13 protein-coding genes are annotated in these 20073 nt (G+C 50.2%); 7 read left to right on the top strand and 6 right to left on the bottom strand.

What is annotated here, in order from left to right:
* Positions 1-2 precede the first annotated feature (2 nt).
* Positions 3-401 (bottom strand): hypothetical protein, encoded by a 399-nt coding sequence (locus H6585_05300; GenBank protein ID MCB9447745.1) that lies wholly within the window; start codon positions 399-401, stop codon positions 3-5.
* 380 nt (positions 402-781) lie between these two features.
* On the opposite strand from H6585_05300, the gene xth reads away from it, so the two are divergent.
* Positions 782-1549, top strand: coding sequence for an exodeoxyribonuclease III (gene xth, locus H6585_05305; protein ID MCB9447746.1), 768 nt, complete (start codon positions 782-784; stop codon positions 1547-1549).
* Here the strand turns inward: xth and H6585_05310 are convergent.
* From H6585_05310 to dinB, 3 genes are all read right to left on the bottom strand, one after another.
* Positions 1533-2180 (bottom strand): hypothetical protein, encoded by a 648-nt coding sequence (locus H6585_05310; protein MCB9447747.1) that lies wholly within the window; start codon positions 2178-2180, stop codon positions 1533-1535. The genes xth and H6585_05310 overlap by 17 nt on opposite strands.
* Positions 2181-2366: 186 nt before the next feature.
* Positions 2367-5378: a DNA polymerase III subunit alpha gene (locus H6585_05315; GenBank protein ID MCB9447748.1), complete on the bottom strand. Its 3012-nt coding sequence runs from the start codon at positions 5376-5378 to the stop codon at positions 2367-2369.
* An 11-nt stretch (positions 5379-5389) separates the two neighbouring features.
* Positions 5390-6604: a DNA polymerase IV gene (gene dinB, locus H6585_05320; GenBank protein MCB9447749.1), complete on the bottom strand. Its 1215-nt coding sequence runs from the start codon at positions 6602-6604 to the stop codon at positions 5390-5392.
* Between the two features lie 230 nt (positions 6605-6834).
* On the opposite strand from dinB, the gene H6585_05325 reads away from it, so the two are divergent.
* The 6 genes from H6585_05325 to H6585_05350 all read left to right on the top strand — a co-directional run bounded on the left by H6585_05325 (position 6835) and on the right by H6585_05350 (position 14303).
* The gene (locus H6585_05325) at positions 6835-7905 is read left to right on the top strand and encodes a DNA/RNA non-specific endonuclease (GenBank protein MCB9447750.1); all 1071 of its coding nucleotides are present in this window, start codon (positions 6835-6837) and stop codon (positions 7903-7905) included.
* A 36-nt stretch (positions 7906-7941) separates the two neighbouring features.
* The gene (locus H6585_05330; protein MCB9447751.1) at positions 7942-9858 is read left to right on the top strand and encodes a hypothetical protein; all 1917 of its coding nucleotides are present in this window, start codon (positions 7942-7944) and stop codon (positions 9856-9858) included.
* Between the two features lie 35 nt (positions 9859-9893).
* Complete coding sequence (locus tag H6585_05335; protein ID MCB9447752.1) at positions 9894-10253, top strand: cupin domain-containing protein; 360 nt, start codon at positions 9894-9896, stop codon at positions 10251-10253.
* 2 nt (positions 10254-10255) lie between these two features.
* Positions 10256-11017 carry an SDR family oxidoreductase gene (locus H6585_05340; GenBank protein ID MCB9447753.1) on the top strand — a complete coding sequence of 254 codons (762 nt, stop codon included), beginning with the start codon at positions 10256-10258 and terminating at the stop codon, positions 11015-11017.
* 106 nt (positions 11018-11123) lie between these two features.
* On the top strand, positions 11124-11876 hold the full coding sequence (locus tag H6585_05345; GenBank protein MCB9447754.1) for a hypothetical protein: 753 nt from the start codon (positions 11124-11126) through the stop codon (positions 11874-11876).
* Positions 11877-12062: 186 nt separating this feature from the next.
* The gene (locus tag H6585_05350; GenBank protein MCB9447755.1) at positions 12063-14303 is read left to right on the top strand and encodes an NADP-dependent isocitrate dehydrogenase; all 2241 of its coding nucleotides are present in this window, start codon (positions 12063-12065) and stop codon (positions 14301-14303) included.
* Between the two features lie 111 nt (positions 14304-14414).
* On the opposite strand, the gene H6585_05355 is transcribed toward H6585_05350, so the two are convergent.
* Positions 14415-17264, bottom strand: a complete 2850-nt coding sequence (locus tag H6585_05355; GenBank protein ID MCB9447756.1) for a S8 family serine peptidase — start codon at positions 17262-17264, stop codon at positions 14415-14417.
* Between the two features lie 53 nt (positions 17265-17317).
* Complete coding sequence (locus H6585_05360) at positions 17318-20068, bottom strand: gliding motility-associated C-terminal domain-containing protein (protein ID MCB9447757.1); 2751 nt, start codon at positions 20066-20068, stop codon at positions 17318-17320.
* Between the last annotated feature and the right edge of the window lie 5 nt (positions 20069-20073).

The raw sequence follows: 20073 nt of genomic DNA on the forward strand, positions 1-20073 counted from the left end.
TATTATTCAGATACGGTTAGGGTTACGGAGAGCTTATCAAGGCTGTCGGCGTTTTCGAGTGTGGCAATGGTCAGCGTATTGGCTGTGTTGCCGCATTCTCCTTCAACCGAAGCACCAGCTGCTACTTCTTTGGTATCGGAAATGGGTGGGATCACCGGTGCATCGGCAAGGGTCAGTGTATAACCCACGGTTTGTGCACTTCCATTGGTGTTTTCCAGCCGAACGACGAAGTAAGATGCGCCGTCGCATTCCTGGATCTGTGCGCTTGCTGTTACCCCGTCCTGTGTGGCCAATGTGGTCCAACCCTCCTGAGCAAATGCGGCAGGAGCGACCAACATGGCGGCTACAGAAAAGGTAGAGGCAACCGTCCTCCTGTGGGCAGACAAGAATCCTTTTTTCATAAACTTCCTTGGTTTAAATGTGATGTGAGATAGGGATATTAATGGTGTAAATTTTTCACCGGGCAAAGAAAGAAAATCAGGTTCTCTTAAGCTAGTTTTTTAATTGAATAAATTTTCCGAATCGAGTTTTTTTTGTTAATTTAAATCGTTTTATGTCAGTTGTTAACATACAATATTTGTCAATTCGGATTTGAATAAAATGCTGTTGCGGTACGGGTTTTCGTTGCTTAATAAAAAGTTGATTTTTTGTGAACAAAACAGGAACACTTCGGGAATGGAGGATAGATCCTTGTATGAAGTGTTATGAGGTATGCGCCTGGGGGTCTGCAATTCATCGATTGGCATGAAAATCATACCTTCGTCGCAAAACAAAACCGGAGATGAACTTTATATCGTGGAATGTCAATGGGATAAGGGCTGTCATAAAAAAGGATTTCTTTCCCGTTCTGGAAGGTTTCAACGCAGATGTTTTGATGCTGCAGGAAACCAAAGCCCAGGATGATCAGGTGCGCGAAGCTCTGTTTGGCATGATAGACGGGTATGAATTGTTTGTTACATCGGCTGAAAAGAAAGGTTATTCCGGTACGGCGATTCTGACCAGGCATCAGCCGCTGTCGGTTAAATACGGTATCGGTGATACCGAACATGACCAGGAGGGGCGTGTGATCACCCTGGAGTTTGATAGCTACTTTGTGGTGAACGTCTATGTTCCGAACGGATCGGCGGAACTAAAGAGAATCCCTTACAGGCAGAAATGGGATGTCGCGTTTCTTGCCTACCTTAAGAATCTTGAAGCATCCAAGCCGGTGATTATTGGTGGGGACTTCAATGTGGCCCATCAACCGATCGATCTGGCCAGGCCCAAAGACAATTACAACAAAACGGCGGGCTACACACAAGTGGAGATAGATGGCTTTGAGCAGTTCATGCAATCGGGATGGGTGGATAGTTTCAGGGCGCTGCATCCGGAAGAAATCAAGTATTCTTTTTGGAACATTCGCTTTGGTGCGCGTGCGAGAAATGTTGGGTGGAGGATTGATTATTTTCTTGTAAGCTCCATGCTGAAGTCCCGGATCACTGAGGCGGAAATTCTGAATGATGTGCACGGCTCCGACCATTGTCCGGTCAGCCTTACTTTGGAAGATTAGGGCTTCCTTGCTTCAGGCTTAATTCTTTCAGGGGGATCTTCAAACGATGATATCCATGAAATTCTCCTTCTGCGCCTATATACAGCTGTAGGTATTCCGGGGTGATGGTGAAATTCTTCGGTGCTGATGCCGCTTCCTGTTCAAAGGTGATGAAATCCATGTCTACCCTGTTTTGCTGGGTGTAGTTTTGCACATGTTCGCGGATGACACCCATGAAATCACCTGTAAACAAGTCGTTCAGGCTGTACCGTTTCATGTTGCGCGGGTCAATGGTAACGCTGTGGTAAATGTTGAGCGCGTGCCCCTCCATTTTGGTCAGGTATTCAATGGAGATAAGGGTGTCGTCTTCGGTAAGCACTTCGTAATTTACGTGTACGGAAAGGGCCGAATCACCTTCACTGAATCGTTGGATGAACCGCTCAAACTCTTCGATGCCCCTGATGCCTGTCAACGCCAGTGAAACAGTGTCTCCTTTCCCTTGCAACAACAGGGGGTAATTGTATTCCACATGACATTTGCCATTGATGGATGAGAAATTCTCGGTTCTGTTTATGATTGTATAACTGGTGTTCCGCTGGCACCCAACCATTCCGATGAGGCCCATCATCATGAAATAAATTCCCTTTCTCATTTGACCAATTTAATGGAAATGCCCGAATGTATGAAACGTGAACTTTTTACGATGATGGCCTGCTTGGGTTCCTTTGCAGCGGTATGATTGGATGACAAGCCGATGAATGAGGATCAAATTATTTTATAGCCAGACCGGTTTGGTTTGTTCGAACAGTGATGTTTGTGCCGGGATGAATGCATTTGCTTAACGTTTTTTTGATGATGGCATCACACGGCCCGTGTCATAGGAAGAAGGAAGTTTCAGCCGGTGAGGTACCTCGTCCATGTGATTGTATTCAAGTCTGTGCAGCTGGATGGTTTCAAGCGTGATAAAGCCGAAGTCATCCACCACTTTACCCTTTATCAGGTAACAGCCCGGACCGCGAAAGGGGTACCTTTGTGAGATATTCGGGAACTGCACCGAGTCAATCCAATGCCCCTGCCTGTCAATGAAAGTGCCGAAGCTCATCTTTTGTCCGTTTCCCGTTTGGGTATGTTTGACATGTACCAGGTAGCCCGTGATTTCTATGATTTTGCCCACATGGTATTTCATTTTGTCGGCGGGGATCTTGTCTTCGGGAAGTTGTGTGACCAGTTCAAAGGGCGATGTGGAGAGGGAAAATCCGAGCAGTTCCATTTCTGTGTAGGCCGTTTCCAGTGGGTGGTGAAACAGTTCGGGAAGGGTGAACTTCCGTGCGGTTTCCCTGAAAAGGGAAGGGGTGGGCGCTGAGCGCTTCCGGTTGCCGAGTAAATCATGCGCGTCCCATAGGAGTTCCTTCGCAGGTTTTTTGGTGAACCGCAGCGCGCCTATCCGGATGAGTATCCGCAATTGTTCCAGTGGTATCTCCATGCGGTTGGTGATGTCCTGCAGGCTCCCGAACGGACCTTCGTAGTCGCGTGTTGCAAGGAGCTTACGGATCACCTGCTCATCCAGTCCTTTGACCATTCCCAATCCCAGGTATATGCTGTTGCCATGGAGGGTGGCGGCCATGTGACTGCTGTTGATGCAGGGCGCTTCCACTTTTCCGCCGAGCATAACGGCTTCATGGATGTAAAGTTCGGGTCGGTAAAACCCGCCTCCGTTGTTGATGGTAGCCGTCAGGTATTCCAGGGGAAAGTGAGCTTTCAGATACAGTGCCTGAAAACTTTCCACCGCATAAGACGCGGAATGCCCTTTTGCGAAGGCATAGTTGGCAAAGCTTTCGATCTGCTTCCAGATATCTGCGATAACGGGTTCGGAGTAACCTTTCGCTTTGCAGTTGGAGAAAAAGCGGTCGCGTACCTTGTGGAACTCATTGCGTTGTTTGAATTTCCACGACATGCCCCTTCTGAGGATGTCTGCTTCTCCCATCGTCAGCTCCGCAAAGTAGTGGGCCACTTTCATCACATCTTCCTGGTATACCATCACGCCATAGGTTTCATGGAGCAGGTCGTACAGCTCGGGGAGTTGCTCTCTGGCTGAAACCCTGTATTCGGGATACCGGTACCTGCGCACGTATTCACCCATCATGCCGCTTTTTGAAACGCCGGGCCGAATGATGGAACTGGCGGCTACAAGCCGCAGGTAATCATCTGCCTGGAGTTTGGTAAGCAGCATGCGCATGGCCGGGGATTCAATGTAGAAGCAACCGATGGCCATGCCGGTTCTAAGCAGGTGGCGTACCTGTTCATCTTCTTTGAACCGTTGAATGTCATGGATATCGATTCTGGTGTTTCGTTGTTTCTCTATGATGGTGATGGCATCCTGGATCTTGCTCAAGCCCCGTTGCCCAAGGATGTCGAACTTGGCATAGCCGAGGTCTTCCGCTTCGAGCATGCTGAAATGTGTGGTGGGAAATCCTTTGGGAGGGATCGTGGTGGCTGTGAACGTATGCAGCGCTTCCTGTGAAACCAGGATGCCGCTCGAATGTACGCTAAGGTGATTGGGGAAGTCGTGGATGAGATGACTGTATTGCAATACCAGTTTTCCCATGTCATCAGCTTGCTTTGGATGGTCAAGTGTTTGCAGTTTGTCGATCTCTTGTGCGGGAAGTCCGAATACCTTGCCGAGTTCACGAATCACCGACCGATATTGGAATGTGTTGTATGCCCCGAGCAACGCGGTGTGCTTCCAGCCGTGCCGGTCAAAGAGGTATTGGGTGATGGCTTGCCGGTCCCGGGAACAGAAGTCGATATCAAAGTCGGGTGGACTGTTGCGGCTGGGATTGATGAATCGTTCGAAGTACAGGTCCAGTTCCAGCGGATCTACATCTGTGATGCCGATCAGGAAGGCCACCATGCTGTTTGCGCCGCTTCCTCTTCCCACATGGTAGTAATTGTGCCGGCGTGCAAAGCGTACCAGGTCCCAGTTGATCAGGAAATAAGCGCAGAACTGGAGTTGGCAGATTACATCAAGCTCTTTCTCCATGCGGGCAATGATCTCAGGGGTGATGTGCGGATATCTGTATGTAATCCCTTCTTTACATTGTTGGCGAAGCAAAGCGATGTCTTCGGTGGATGAAGAGGTGAAGTGCATTTTGTTTTTAGGGGTTTTGAACTCGAATGAAATGGTGCACTGCTCCAGGATCCGGCAGGTGTTGTTTGCAATCAGAGAATGGTGTTCAAGCATGATTTGCAATTCCCGAAGGGATGGCATGGTTTCATCGGGTGGTGCTTCTTCTTGTTTTGCTAGTTTGCTGAGCAGGGTGTTGTTGTCGATTGCTCTCAGCAACCTGTGGGTGTTGTATCCACGCTTGTCCAGGAAGGTGACGGGTTGCAGCAGCACCAGTTTGTGTGCATGGTTCTTCCAGGTGGAAAAGGGCAGATGTCTGAGTTGGGAGAGTCTTACGCCTGCAAACTCGTGTTTCTGTAATGATTCGGGAGAAGTGTTTTGAAGCGGATATATGATGAAGGTGTCGGGGATGGAGGGTGCGTGGTTTGGAAACGGCGTTTGGGTGTGGCTGTGCAGGATGAAGTGTTCGTTCAGTGCTTTGTATCCGTTGTTGTTCCGGGCAAGTCCTATGTACTGTTGTTGTGCGCCGTTCCGGAAATCAATACCAAGCACCGGTTGGATGCCGTATTCAGGTGCCAGGCGAACATAGTCCACACAGGCAGATGTGCTGTTGATGTCTGTGAGTGCTGCAATGTTGTGGCCTCTTTCTGAAAGTGCCTGCAGGAGTTGCCTGGGGGAAAGGGTGCCGTATTTGAAGCTGTAATAAGTATGGCAGTTTACCAGCATCACATGGTGTTTTATTGCCGCCGGTGGGCAGGTATCACAGGTGGTTCTCCGTTGAACGGATTGGTCATCATGCCCACACCCCTTGTATCCATTGTGGATGCGCGTTTGACAGCTTGTTGTCCGAACCGGTTTCTGATCTTATCCATGGCTTGGTACAGGTTGATCATTTCTTCCGTGTCATCGAACAGGTTGATTTGATAACCTCCTCCGACCAGATGGCTGAACCGCACGCCCACTAGTCTGACGAGTACCCTGCGGTCATACAGCTGGTCAAATAGCTCCAGTACCTGTTGAATCAGGGTGTGGTCACATGAGGTGTAAGGGATCTGTTTCTGCCTGCTGCGGGTGTCGAAGTCGGAATAACGCACGGTGACGGCTACACATGACGTAAGCTTGTTACCGTTCCGGAGGTAGTATGCCAGTTTCTCAGCCATGGTTGTCAGGATCTCCCGGAGTCTCCGCACATCGATGGTGTCGTGTTCAAAGGTGAGTGACGACGAAATGGACTTGCGTTCATGGTAGGGGACAACCGGACTGTTGTCAATGCCCCGGGCTTTTTTCCAGATGATGTTCCCGTTTTTTCCCAGCACGCGCTCCACCAGTTCCAGGGGCATGTTCTGCATGGTATGGATGAATTCAATGCCCATGCTTCTCAGGATCTTGTGGGTTTGTTCCCCGACCATGGGGAGCTTGTTGATGGTCAGTGGGGCGAGAAACGATTGTTCGAGTCCTTTGTTGATCTCTATGTGGTTGTTGGGTTTGACCTCGTTGGTACCCACCTTGGCAACGGTTTTACTTGTGGAAAGGCCAAATGAAATGGGTAGTCCTGTCTCCTTCATGATCTTTTCACGCAACTCACGGGCCCACTGGTAGCAACCGAAAAAACGATCCATGCCACTGACGTCCAGGTAGAATTCGTCAATGGATGATTTCTCGTACACCGGTGCATTTTCCCGGATGATGTCCGTAACCATGTTGGAGAACTTGCTATAAGTGGAAGCATCTCCCCGGATCACAATGGCATGTGGACAAAGCTGCTGAGCCAGCCGCATGGGCATAGCTGAATGAACGCCATAGGCACGTGTTTCATAACTGCATGCGGCCACCACGCCCCGGTTTCCACCCCCGCCAACCAGTACCGGTTTCCCATTCAGCCTGGAATCCAGGAGGCGTTCGCATGACACAAAAAACGTGTCCAGGTCCATATGAATGATGTGTCGGTTCATTCTCTAACTGCGTTTGCTTTTTGTCTGATGGGTATAGGGTTGTGGTTTTGCTGTTGTAAGATTACGATAAATAATATCAATATGTTTTCTTTAATTTGAGATAAATTTTATCATTTTAAAATCCTTGTCACGTCAATGTTTTTCAGCCCTGCTCACCTGTTTATCCCTTCCGTTGGGAACATCATGCAAGGAAAGTGCTAACTTCCGGCCTTCAATCAACTTTTGCTCCCATGATGTTCAGCATCGCAAAACACTGGTTGCGCACCCCGGTTTATGCAATGGTTTTCTTGGTTGTTCCGGGTCTCTTCTCAGGGATCAGTGCCCAACAACAAGCTACTATCACAACAGGTGGACAAGTATTGCTGTATAGCAACCATACATGGAAGGATGCTAAAGATGATGCGCTTTTTCAGATCCAGCCGTCCGTTTCGCCGTTGTCCATGGAGCCCTCTGCACTGCCGGGAATCCAGGTAGTACATCATACCGGATACTCGCTGGGATACTCGGAACCGCACGAACAACCCCAATGGGTGGCGTACATACTTACAGCTGAGGCCCTGGCAAATCCGGTGGAGCGGAATGCAACTTTCCAGGAAGATGCATTGGTGACTACGGGCACTGCAAGTGATCAGGACTATCAGGGGGCTGGTTATGACCGAGGACATATGGCTCCGGCTTTGGACATGTCATCTACGGAGATTACCATGAAAGAGTCGTTCCTGTATAGCAACGTGTCGCCACAAACAGCCGGGTTCAACCGCGGTATATGGAAAAGATTGGAAACGCAGGTGCGCGCATGGGCAAAAGAGGAAGGTGCCGTGTATGTAGTTACGGGGCCTTTGCTCAAGGATGGTTTACCAGTTATCGGTTCCGACAGCGTTTCGGTACCCGACGCGTTTTTCAAAGTAATCCTGGAATACAAGGCGCCCGGAGCAAAAGGGATAGGGTTTATCTTGCCTGCGCAAAGCTCGGATGGCAGCCTGATGGAATTTGCCGTAACCATTGATAGCGTGGAGAAAGCAACCGGCATCGACTTCTTTCCTGCACTTCCTGATGACCAGGAGCAACTGATTGAATCCTCATTGCCCCTGTATTCTTTCCAATGGCTTGATGCAGGCACCCCGTCTGACGACAACGATGATGGAGATAAACGGGATGTGGCTGTACAATGCAAAGGATTGACCAATTCCGGAAAAAGATGTAAGAATATGACCCGTAATCTGAACGGGTATTGTCACCTTCACCAGAACCAGGCGCCGTCTATGAGCACTCCGGCACCTGCCAAACCGGGTGATCAATAGTTGGCTTTTTTGTTGTTGATATGAATAAACCCCCGTATGATGAAAGTAGCTGCACGATCGATTTCCATTGCTCTGATTACATGCCCTTTTCTATTTTTTTCCCCGCCCACCGAGGCACAGAACGACCAGAACTTCGGACTTAAAGACCCCGGCGTTCTGGAGGAAGTGGTGTGCGCTCCTATTATTAAGGTCTTACAACAGTTCCCGGTCGAAGAACAATACAGTTTGCAGGTGGAAGACGGGAAAGTGGTTTTCATGATGACCGATGTCAAGGCATTCGATGCATTGTTCGCGGAAGATAGTACGGGACTGGCGGTGGATATCGTAACCAAAGAACAGTTTGCCTGTCAGGGTGAGCCGAATTTTGCCAATTCATATGTGCACAAGGGAACCCTGATGAAGCCGCTCTATGGCAAAGAGCTTCGCGCCAAAAAGACACAAGATGCCAAAGGCGTGGTCAGGGTTGAGTTGGGGCCGCTTCCGGCTGCCTTTAGCGACAAGGAACTTGAGTTGAATCTTCTTTTGCTTCAGAAACGCAGCTTGTGCCATTATTCGCTGTTTTATCGGTTGCCTTATCTCAAATGGGATTTGCTGAGCATGGGCCTCTACCGTGATACGCTGCCTCCGCCTGCATATGTCAAGGAAGCCACCGGGAAGAAATGGGAGGTTGTGTCTACGAAGCAGCTGACATTCGTAGTGCCTTTTCAGAAAGACAGGTATGATTATCGTCCCGAAGATATCAAGCCCCTTTATGATTCCCTCAGGTTATCCGATTATGTGATCAGGAAGATGGATGTTCAGGCGTATTCCTCAGTAGAAGGGCCTACCGACCGTAACATCATGCTACAGAACAAACGGGCGGAAAGCATGGTGAAAGCCCTTGAGCAATTGCAGCACCATGACATCCAGCCTACCGTGAAGGCCATGGAGAACTGGGTGGAATTTTTCCGGGATGTGGAAAAGACACCGTACGCTTCCATGGCCAAGTTGTCCAAACCGGAAATCAAGGAAAAATTCAAGGACGACAAGGTGGAGCAAGACCTGGAACCTATGCTTGCCAAACATCGCAAGGCCATTATTCGCCTCGAGATGGACCGCAAAACACACTACGAAGACATGAATGCAGCTTCCCTCAAAGAAGCTTTTAAAGCGGCGATTAAGCGACACGATCGGGCGGAGGCCATCGCCCTTCAGGCTGCTATCTATTCAAAGATATCCAACCAGGAACTACCTGAAAACTTCATTGAATCCGTGGAGATGCCCATGACGGCTGAGTATGGATCTCTTCACGCCAACCGTGCCGCCTTCCGGTTTGAAATGCACCCCGAAGAACTGGATACCGCACTGGCTACTTTCGAACGTTTGCAAATGTTGCTTCCGGAAGATGCACATGTGTCTTATAACCTGAGCGTACTTCAGTTGATGGCTTGGCTGAAAGACGACAACAGGGTTGATCCCAACAAGCTATCTACACAGATCACAAGACTTTCGGCAAGGGGAATCGATAAAACACTGGTCAAGCGGTTGCTTATCAATTTTCATATGATTGAGACCGATTACCTGATGCGGAAGAAGGACTATACAGCCAAGAATACATCCATCCACTTCGTTCAGGATAATTACCGGTTTCTGGATTTGAGCCACAGCGACCGCTTCAATCTGTCCAAGTACTTCAGCAATTATGCGCAGTTTGATCTTGCTGTTCGCATTTTACATGAGTATGTGCAACAGATCGGTGCCCACGAAGAACCGCTTTTCTTTTACCTGAACCTGACCATTATCAACCCCGAACGGACGCATCATAAGATATATCGCTCTATTTTGCTGAATGCCATCAATACCGATCGCGACCGGTTCTGTGATATGTTCAGATCCAATCTTAACGGTGGGATCACTTTCCAACTTCTGGGCGACGATAAGCTCAGACAAACCTATTGCGAAAACTGCCACTAAGCCGGTTTGTTTATTTTCGCAACAAAGCCTTGAGCATGATCAAAAAAATAAACTGGGAAGATGTGACAACCGAAGAAGTCACACCTTCCATGCACCGCAAAATCATTTCCGGAGAAAAAACCATGGTGGCCCGGATGAAGTTCAAAGATGGATTCCTCGTGCCCTTGCATAGCCACGAAAACGAACAGATCACGCATTGCATATCCGGTACCATGCGGTTTTGGTTCGGCGCCGATAAGGAATACACACTCGACCTGAACCCCGGCGATGTGGTGGTGATTCCCGCCAATCTTCCGCATGAAGCACTCATGATCGGTGATGTAGAAGAGGTGGATACCTGGTCGCCACCCAGGCAGGACTGGTTGGATGGTACCGACGATTACCTCAGAAAATAACCATGGATCTCGGACTGAAAAACAAGGTGGCTTTCGTAGCCGCGTCCAGCCAGGGACTGGGAAAAGCTGTCGCGCTCGAACTCGCGCTTGAGGGTGCTCATGTGATCATCAGCGGCAGGCATACCGATGTATTGGAGCAGGCCCGGAAGGAGATTGAAAAGACAGGCGGTCATCCTGTGCTGGCGCTGGCCGGAGACCTGTCGGTTCAAGAAGACAGGGATCACATGATTCGCCAGACCCTTGAACAATACGGCCATGTAGACATCCTTGTGACCAATAGTGGCGGACCGCGTGCAGGCTGTTTTGATGAACTTAGACAACAGGATTGGGACCAGGCCTATCAATTGTTGCTCGCAAGTGTGGTCGGACTTATCCGCGGATTTTCAGGTGGCATGAAAGAACGGGGGTGGGGAAGAATCATCACCATCACATCCCAGGCAGTTAAACAACCGGTCGATACCCTGATGTTATCCAACGCCATCCGTACCGCAGTTGTAGGTTTGATGAAATCCCTGTCGAACGAATGGGGTGCATATGGGGTCACTGTGAACAACGTGATGCCTGGTTATACGGAAACGGATCGGTTAAAAAAATTGATTGCCAACAATCCGGAGTTTGCGAATGCAACATCCGAGATACCACTGGGGAGATTTGCACGTCCCGATGAGTTTGCAGCCGCAGTTTTATTCCTTGTTAGTGAAAAAGCCAGCTACATAACAGGCGTTTCTTTAGCTGTTGACGGGGGCTGGATCAAGGGGCTGTAAAAACGGCATCCTAATTTTTGTAGAACAAGATTGGTTTTTGTTTTTATAAAAATGCGAAGATTCTTATATTTGACTTACGTAACCAACTTGGGTTTTCCATTCTCCTATGAAAAAGCAATATCTTTTATTTTTGCTGGCCGCTCTCTTTGCATTCGGAGCATGCGAGAAAGGTGAATTTTTCAATCACAATAACAAAGGCAAGAGTAAAGATCACGTGATTGGCCCGAAAGATGACAAGGACGATGACGATGATAATGACAATACCAACGACAGCACAACTGTAGATAGCTGCCAGTTCCGCACCCAAACCATGGGTGGCTGGGGTTCTACGCCTCATGGAAACAACCCGGGCGCATATCTCGCTGCTAACTTTGATGCAGCATTCCCAATCGGGCTTACGGTTGGATGTGGAAATACCATCACGCTGACCAGTGCACAGGCCGTTTCTGATTTCCTTCCGCAAGGAGGTAATTCAGTGGTGCTCACCGCCAGCTATACCGATCCGGTTGCAGGCATGGGTAACCTGGCAGGTCAGCTCGTGGCAGCCACGATCAGCGTAACCATGGATGATTATGACAGCAACTTCTCTCCGAGCCCCAACCGTCTGGGTGATGCAACCATCATAGGTGGTGCAATGGACGGTATGACCGTCGATCAGGTGCTTGCTGAAGGAAATAAAATCCTGGGCGGATGTGTAAGTGCATATACTTTGGAAGATGTACACGCCGCCCTTGGTACGATCAACGAAAACTATGTAGACGGTTCAAAAAACAAAGGCAACCTGAATTGTCCGGGTGGCGACGGCGGAACCGACCCCAACGATCCTGATGATCCGGGTGATATCTACACCGTAAAATAAATTGGATTGGTTAGTAAAGTAAAAAGACCGGCTTCTTCTGAGGCCGGTCTTTTTTTTGCCTCAGACTTCGGAGTTAAATCCAAATTCAGAATCGGATGCATCGCTTAAATTGGTACCTTCATGGCCTTGTTACAGCAGCCGCAGGTTGCTTTTGTAGTTGTTTAGTGTTTGAAAATAATCCGAATCATGAGCAAAGAACCCCGCATTATTTACACGAAGACAGATGAGGCGCCGGCCCTGGCGACTTATTCATTTCTACCCATCATTCAGGCGTTCACCGCACCCGCCGGTGTTGAAGTGATTACCAAGGATATTTCCCTGGCAGGCCGGATACTGGCCACTTTCCCCGAATTCCTTAAAGACGGTCAGCGCATCCCGGATGACCTGGCTGAACTCGGACAACTGGCGCAGACCCCTGAGGCGAACATCATCAAACTTCCTAATATCAGCGCATCTGTGCCGCAATTGAACGCAGCCATTAAGGAACTGCAGGCGCAGGGTTTTGCCTTGCCCGAATACCCGGAAGAACCCGGTAACGATAAAGAAAAGGACATCAAATCCAGATACGATAAGATCAAGGGTAGTGCGGTGAATCCCGTGCTGCGCGAAGGAAACTCCGATCGAAGGGCTCCCAAGTCCGTAAAGAATTATGTGAAGAAAAACCCGCATCGCATGGGCGCATGGAAGTCGGCCTCCAAGTCCCACGTTGCAAGCATGACATCCGGTGATTTTTTCGGCAGCGAAAAATCTGTCACCATTCAACAACCCGCTGACCTCACCATTGAGTTCGTTCCCGAGCAGGGAAGTGCAACCGTGCTGAAAGATAAAACCCCGGTGAAAGCCGGAGAGGTGATTGACACATCCGTGATGAGCATGGGCGGGCTGAAATCATTCCTGGCTGAACAGATCAACGACGCAAAGGCAAACAACGTGCTGTTCTCCGTGCATCTGAAAGCAACCATGATGAAGGTCTCCGATCCGATTATTTTCGGAGCCGCCGTGTATGAGTTTTATAAAGATGTGTTTGATACCTACAAAGACACTTTCGAACAGCTGGGTGTGGATCCCAACAACGGCATCGGCGATGTGTATGCCAAGATACAAAGCCTGCCAGCCGACAAACGCAATGAAATTGAAGCCGCTATCCAGGCAGAATATGCCAAAAGACCCGCCCTCGCCATGGTGGATTCCGATAAAGGCATCACCAATCTGCACGTGCCGAGCGACGTGATCGTAGACGCATCTATGCCAGCCATGATCCGGGCATCCGGACAAATGTGGAATGCCGAAGGAAAACAACAGGATACCAAAGCTGTGATCCCCGACCGCTGCTATGCCGGCGTGTACCAGGCCACCATTGACTTTTGCAAAGCAAACGGCGCATTCGACCCGGCAACCATGGGCAGTGTTTCCAACGTCGGACTGATGGCGCAAAAAGCGGAAGAATACGGTTCTCACGACAAGACTTTCCAAATCAAAGCAAAAGGAAAAGTGCAGGTGAAGGATCCGTCCGGTAATGTAGTTCTTGAGCAACCTGTAGACAACGGTGATATCTTCCGTATGTGCCAGGTAAAAGACGCTCCCGTTCGGGATTGGGTGAAACTGGCCGTAAGTCGCGCCCGTGCAACCGGTGACCCCGCCATCTTCTGGCTCGATAAGAACAGAAGCCATGACGCAGAACTGATCAAAAAAGTGGAAGTATACCTGAAAGATCATGATACATCCGGACTGGATATCCGCATCATGTCTCCGGTGGATGCCACCAAGTTCTCATTGCAGAGAAGCAAGGAAGGCAAGGATACCATTTCTGTGACCGGAAACGTATTGCGTGATTACCTCACCGATCTGTTCCCGATCCTGGAGCTCGGAACAAGTGCCAAGATGCTTTCTATCGTACCTCTCATGAACGGAGGCGGATTGTTCGAAACAGGAGCAGGTGGTTCAGCCCCGAAGCACGTGCAGCAATTCCTCCAGGAAGATTATCTCCGGTGGGATTCACTGGGAGAATTCCTGGCACTGGCCGTTTCGCTCGAACACCTGGCCAATGTAACCGGCAACCAACGGGCGAAGGTGCTTTCCGAAACGCTGGATGCAGCCACCGGTACCTTCCTCGACAATGATAAATCGCCCACACGTTCCATTGGTGGAATCGACAACCGTGGAAGCCATTTCTACCTGGCCCTTTATTGGGCGCAGGCGTTGGCCGCTCAGTCAAAGGACAAGGAGCTGCAAACGATCTTCACGCCGATTGCAAAATCCCTGACGGAAAACGAGGGGCAGATTGTGAAAGAGCTGCTGGCCGTTCAGGGCAACGCGGTGGACATCGGCGGGTATTATCACCCGAACGATGCACTTGCTTCAAAAGCCATGCGCCCGAGTGCAACCCTGAACAAGATCCTCAGCTTCCTTTCAAAGGAAGTGGCGTGATGAACGACAAGTGAATAAATGAAAAGGCGGACATTGTCCGCCTTTTTTTTGAAACAAAAAGGCCCTCCCACCTAAGCGGGAAGGCCCTTACGGGAGAAATCATGCAAGCGGTTAGTTGATAACCAGTTTTTTAGTCATCGACCGGCTGTCGACCTGAATCTGAACCAGGTACATGCCCTTGTTTAATTTGCTCATTTCAATGATCTGATGCAGGTGTCCGTTTACCTCCTGCTCACTTGCATACACCCTTTCACCCAGCAGGTTGGTTACAACAACGCTGCAGTGGGCGGGAGCCCCCAGGTTGAAATCTATATTGAATACCCCCTGGTTGGGATTGGGATACAGGTGGATGGACTTTGCCAGGTCATCATCCGCAATGCCCACCTGTTGCCAGTACACCGAATCGGAAAGTGCCGTACACCCGTTTCCGTCAGTGATCATTACCTGGTAATAACCGTTCTGTGCAGGGGTGTATACCATGCCGTTGGCTCCGCTGATCACGCTGCCCCCCATGTACCAGGCATATGTTAAGCCGGACTGGTCACAAGTGAGGGTGGTTGCATCTGAAGTGATCGTAGGTTTGGATAGGTTTACCACCGTACCGGTTACGGATGTACGGGCACTTTCGCAGCCTGGCAACTGTACTTCCCAATCATAAAAATAGTAGTAGTAGCCCGCGTCCGTTGCACTGTTTCCTGTGATGGAAACCACGTTGCTGACGGTATACGGGAAAGAAGCACCGGCGCTGTTCCTATAAAGGTCAATCGTTGCACCGGATATCTTAATGAACATGCCGGATGCTGCGGAAATGTCAAAGTTGAGATCTGCACGACTTTCCCCGGCCGGCAGGTTCAGGGTGATGGTGTGAAGCACGTTGCCGCCTTGTGCATCCAGCACTTCAATGGTGCGCGATCCCGCAGTATTGGCATACACTTTTACCGACTTCAGCTTGATGTCCTGCAACGCATCAAAGAACAACCCGTGATCTGAATTGGCCGTGAAATAGCCGCCGGCACCAATGGAGTTGTCGGAAGGCCCTGCGCTTTGCGGACCCTGGACATCCGTTGCAGCCACATAGTAAGTAGTGGTTGAGCTGATGTTCGGGTTGTAGGTGGTGCCGGTGTTCACCAGATTGCCACCTGAAGCGGCATCATACCAGTGGTAAGTAATACCTGTACCGCCCCCGGTTGCAGAAAGGTTGACTGTTCCTGCGTTGCATGTCACATCTCCTTGTGTAGTGGGTGTTGTGAGGAGGGAAATGGTGACCGTCAGCGATTTGCTGTCGGAACCATTGGTATTGGTAGCGGTGAGCGTGACCGTGTAGGTTCCGGAGGCGGTGTAGGTATGGGTTGGATTTTGTTGGGTGGATGACCCGCCGTCACCGAAATTCCAACTCCAGCTGGTGGCATTGGATGATTTATCGGTGAAGGAAATAACACCGTCACAACTTCCACCGGTTGAGGAGGTGAAGTTAGCTGTGGGGCTTGTGCCCTGGGATGCACATTGAACAGCTCCCAGCGCGTCGATACGTCCCGACCCCAGTTTGCCGGCATAACTTGGGTTCAGGTTGTCGATATTGATGGCAGTGCTTTTCAGGCATTGCTTCACTTCCGCCGGTGTCAGGTTCGGATTGGCGGAAAGCATCAGGCCGGCCAACCCTGATACAAGTGGAGCTGACATGGAAGTGCCCGTGTTGTTGTAGTAGCTGCTCGGGTATCCGGTGCTGTAAATGTTGGTGCCAGGTGCTGAAAGATCCACCCATGTTCCATAGGTTGATCCCGAGTTCTTGGTGTCGTTCTCGGTGGTATTTGCCACCCCGATCACTTCCGTATACGTGCCTGGATAGTTGTTGCTTTGGCTTCCGGTGTTGCCGGCAGAGCCCACCAGTACACATCCTTTGTTGTATGCATATGTGATGGCATTCTGTTCGGTTTGGCTGGAACTGGTTGAACCGAACGACATGCTGATCACGTTCGCACCGTTGTCAGCGGCATAGGTGATGGCCTGGGTGGTGTTCTTCAGGCAAACGCCTCCGCATTCATATCCGGTTTTGAGTGGCATCAGCGTGATGCCTGCACCGATGGAGGCGATGCCGTTGTTGTTGTCGGTAGCAGCCCCGGCAATGCCGGATGTATGACTGCCGTGGTTCCAGTTGTTTCCCGTGGTTGATTCCGGACTCGGGTCGTTGTCGCTCTGGCCGAAATCCCATCCGCGGTAGTCATCCACAAAACCGTTGTTGTCATCATCTTTTCCGTTCCCGGGAATTTCATCGGCGTTGTTCCATATGACCGGCTTCAGGTCGGAATGCTCAACAGAAATGGCGCCGTCTACCATGGCAACGATGATATTCGGGTCGCCCTTGGTGATGTCCCATGCTTCGGCCGCGCGGATCTTGAACAGGTGCCACATGTTGCTTTGGCTGTAAAGGGGGTCGTTCGGACTGTAGTCGAGATGCTTGACCGGTATGCGTTCGGCATACTCAACAGTCGGATCCTGTTCCAGATCGTGGATGAGTTGCATCACATCTTCATATTTTGAGAAAGTGACCGTATAGGTGCGTGCCAGTACATCCGATTTGGAGAAGTAAAATGGCCTGGCCAGTGCTGTTACTCCGTACTTTTCAGTCAGCGGTACCAATGCAGGAAGGCTTTCGATCGCCACGCTTTCGCTGGTTTGTTTGGCAAAACGACAGGCGACATTGTCTTTGAGCTTGACATAAATCTGGCCTGCTTCGAAATCATCCGTTTCCTGCTGAGCTTGTATCGTGGGGCTCCAGAACATGCTCATGCCCCATGTGAGCACCAGCGCTAGCATCAGGTTGATGTGTTTTTCTATGGGAGATTTTTGATTGCGGTAACAGGCGGTTGTATAGCCTGATTTGGGAGTCACGTCAACGGACTCGGATCGGGGTGGATTGGAGAGGAGTACCCCAAAGTCCTCATTGTTTCTAGGTGTTTTCATACAAACTGTTTTTAATGCGTCAACTGGATGAGAAATTGGTCTTAATCAAATCTTTATCGGATCAGGCTCACACGCCCTACACGTTTCCATTGTTCGCCATTGCAATCTTGTGCCTTGATTAACCACACATATACATCCTCCTGCGCGATTTCCGTACTACCATTGGCGGTTCCGTCCCACCCCGCGAGGGATGTGGTGGAATAGATGAGGTTGCCCCACCGGTCGAAGATGTACATTTCAAATTGGCAGTAATTGTATGATCCCACGGTAAAGTAGTCATTCACGCCATCTTTATTGGGCGTAAAGACATTCGGTACGTAGATGGCTGAGATGTCTTTTACGCATACGGTACGCCGGATTGTATCGTGGCATCCGTATTGGTTCTCAATAAACAAGCTAACCAGATAGCAACCCGTGTCTGCGAACACGTGGGTCGGATTGGTGTTGGTTGATGTTGTGGAATCACCGAAATCCCAAAACCAGGTGATTGCATTTGAGGATTTGTCGATGAAGTTGACCACCGGATTCATGATGCTAACGGTCACAGGATCGGGTAGGAAATCTGCGGCCGGATCAACAATGATGTTGTTTACAACACCGGTATCAATCACCTGGCACCCGTGTGAATCTGTTACGGTTACATAATAAATACCCTGGCATAGCGAGTCTTGGTTGTCAGACGTGTTGCCGGAGTCCCATACAAACTGATAGCCGGGTATGCCACCGGATGCACTTACAGACGCGGCGCCCTGGCAATTTCCGCAAGTTTCATCCCATGTGGTAACGGAGCTGACAACCGGTACAGGTTCGGTTACTGTGGTGGTGGCCACATCAATGCATCCATTGCCATCTGTGATTGTTACGGTATGGGTGCCGGCACAAACGGCTGTGCAAGAGGTCTGGTCACATCCATTGCTCCATATGTAGGTGTAAGGCGGCGTGCCCTGCGAGGTGATGGTTACCGAGGTGGTTCCGTCGCATATTCCACCACAACTTGCGTCTGTTGCGCTTGCTGAGATAGTGGGGCCACCAATATTGCCGATGGTTTGACTGGCCTGGTTAACGCATCCGTTTCCGTCGGTCACCGTTACGTCATAAGACCCCGGGCACTTGTCGTTGCAGGTTGCTGATGTGCATCCATCACTCCACATGTAGGAGTACGGTCCTGTACTGTTTGCAGAAACCGAAACGGATCCGTTGCATTGCCCGCAAACCGAACCTGTGCCTGAAGTGGTCAGGGTGGGTGGGGGATTGATGTTTACCGTCATGCAAGCTTCTGCGGTAACGTTATTGCCGTCTGTAATGGTTACGCAGTATTGGGTGGTCGCAGGAGGGCACACCGAATGTGGGCCGGGTCCTGACAGGCTGGGGTCGCTCCATTGATATTGGTAGGGCGGATCGCCTCCGAATGCGTTCTCTTTCACCGTGGCGCATTCACCTTCACACAGGGTGGTGTCGTTGAGTACGACGGATGGGTTGCATGAAACGTATACGGTTACCTGGTCTGTAATTGTACATCCGTTGGCATCCGTAATGGTGACTGTATATGTTGGACTCGTGTTGACCACATTGGTGACCGTGATGGTGGCAGACGTGCCGCCATTCGACCAATTGTATGTGTATGTTGGTGTGCCGCCACCCGGTGTGCAGGTGAGGTCGCTTGTAGGGGTGTCATCCGAGCATACATACAGATCTGAAGGCATGTTCAGGGTAAGAGGGTCGGGTTCTGTTACGGTTGCATCCGAGGTGATGGTGCAACCATTGGCGTCGGTTACCGTGAGCGCATAGGTTCCCGGACCAACATTGGAGACGTTGGAATTGGTGGCGCCGTTGCTCCAGACATAGGTATAGCCAGGTGTGCCGCCTCCATAATCGGATGTAATTGAACCGCTGTTATCGCCTGCGCATGGGATGTCAGTTGGTGTGAGAGAAAGCGTAAGTGGTGGTGGAGCTATGATGTTGATGGTTTGAATGTCTTCACAGCCGTCGCTGCTGCTGGTGGTTACTGTGTAGGTGCCCGGAGTCAATCCGGTGATGGTGGATGTGGTTTTTCCATTGCTCCAGAGATAATCGTACGGTCCGGTACCGGCAGAAACCGTAACGGTGCCGCTTCCATCATCGTCACCGTCACAAAGGATGTCGACTGTGGAGGTAGAGGTTTGTAAAATGCAACAGGTCGGGAAGGAAGGGAAATTGCCCTGGCCGCAGCAGTATTCATAGTCGCCTTTGATGCAGCCATGGTTGATTTCCTGACACAGTTTACAGAGGCATGTGCCATTGGTGGTGGATTGGCTTACGCAGTTGGGGTGGTCACATGAACCTGGTGCGTCCACCACACAACCTTCTTTCACGCCGATCAGGTTTCCGTAGGCAATCCAGCTGGTCGGACTTCCCTGAATATCCACCGTTACATCAAAGCATTCGCGGTTGCCCAGGATCGGGATAAATGTGGGACCTGTGGCGGGGTACATACAGGCGATGCAGCCCCATTCAATATCATTGCCGGTTATTTTGGGAGTCAGTGATGTGCCGCCTCCATTATTGGAGTTCACCAGCGGATTAGGTGTAGCGGCTAAAACGGTGCCTCCAGTGATAGAAAGCATCCATCCTTTGTTGGCTCTTTTTCCGTTGGTTTCGTCAATGCAAACATGGAATCGAAGGCGATACACGCAGCCGCCTAGGTCGGAATATCCGTTGTATACCATGCTGTTTCCATCACATGCAAGAGAGCGTGCATGCATGGAAATAAGCATCAAAAGTACTGCAAACCATTTGATGCTGGAGGAGTGCGTTGCGTGGTTCATGTTGC

This window comes from Flavobacteriales bacterium, assembly GCA_020635855.1.
Lineage (GTDB): Bacteria > Bacteroidota > Bacteroidia > JACJYZ01 > JACJYZ01 > JACJYZ01.

Excerpts from the sequence above, each read along its gene's own strand:
- H6585_05300 (MCB9447745.1), bottom strand. The coding sequence starts at position 401 with ATGAAAAAAGGATTCTTGTCTGCCCACAGGAGGACGGTTGCCTCTACC.
- xth (MCB9447746.1), top strand. The coding sequence starts at position 782 with ATGAACTTTATATCGTGGAATGTCAATGGGATAAGGGCTGTCATAAAA.
- H6585_05310 (MCB9447747.1), bottom strand. The coding sequence starts at position 2,180 with ATGAGAAAGGGAATTTATTTCATGATGATGGGCCTCATCGGAATGGTT.
- H6585_05315 (MCB9447748.1), bottom strand. The coding sequence starts at position 5,378 with ATGCTGGTAAACTGCCATACTTATTACAGCTTCAAATACGGCACCCTT.
- dinB (MCB9447749.1), bottom strand. The coding sequence starts at position 6,604 with ATGAACCGACACATCATTCATATGGACCTGGACACGTTTTTTGTGTCA.
- H6585_05325 (MCB9447750.1), top strand. The coding sequence starts at position 6,835 with ATGATGTTCAGCATCGCAAAACACTGGTTGCGCACCCCGGTTTATGCA.
- H6585_05330 (MCB9447751.1), top strand. The coding sequence starts at position 7,942 with ATGATGAAAGTAGCTGCACGATCGATTTCCATTGCTCTGATTACATGC.
- H6585_05335 (MCB9447752.1), top strand. The coding sequence starts at position 9,894 with ATGATCAAAAAAATAAACTGGGAAGATGTGACAACCGAAGAAGTCACA.
- H6585_05340 (MCB9447753.1), top strand. The coding sequence starts at position 10,256 with ATGGATCTCGGACTGAAAAACAAGGTGGCTTTCGTAGCCGCGTCCAGC.
- H6585_05345 (MCB9447754.1), top strand. The coding sequence starts at position 11,124 with ATGAAAAAGCAATATCTTTTATTTTTGCTGGCCGCTCTCTTTGCATTC.
- H6585_05350 (MCB9447755.1), top strand. The coding sequence starts at position 12,063 with ATGAGCAAAGAACCCCGCATTATTTACACGAAGACAGATGAGGCGCCG.
- H6585_05355 (MCB9447756.1), bottom strand. The coding sequence starts at position 17,264 with ATGAAAACACCTAGAAACAATGAGGACTTTGGGGTACTCCTCTCCAAT.
- H6585_05360 (MCB9447757.1), bottom strand. The coding sequence starts at position 20,068 with ATGAACCACGCAACGCACTCCTCCAGCATCAAATGGTTTGCAGTACTT.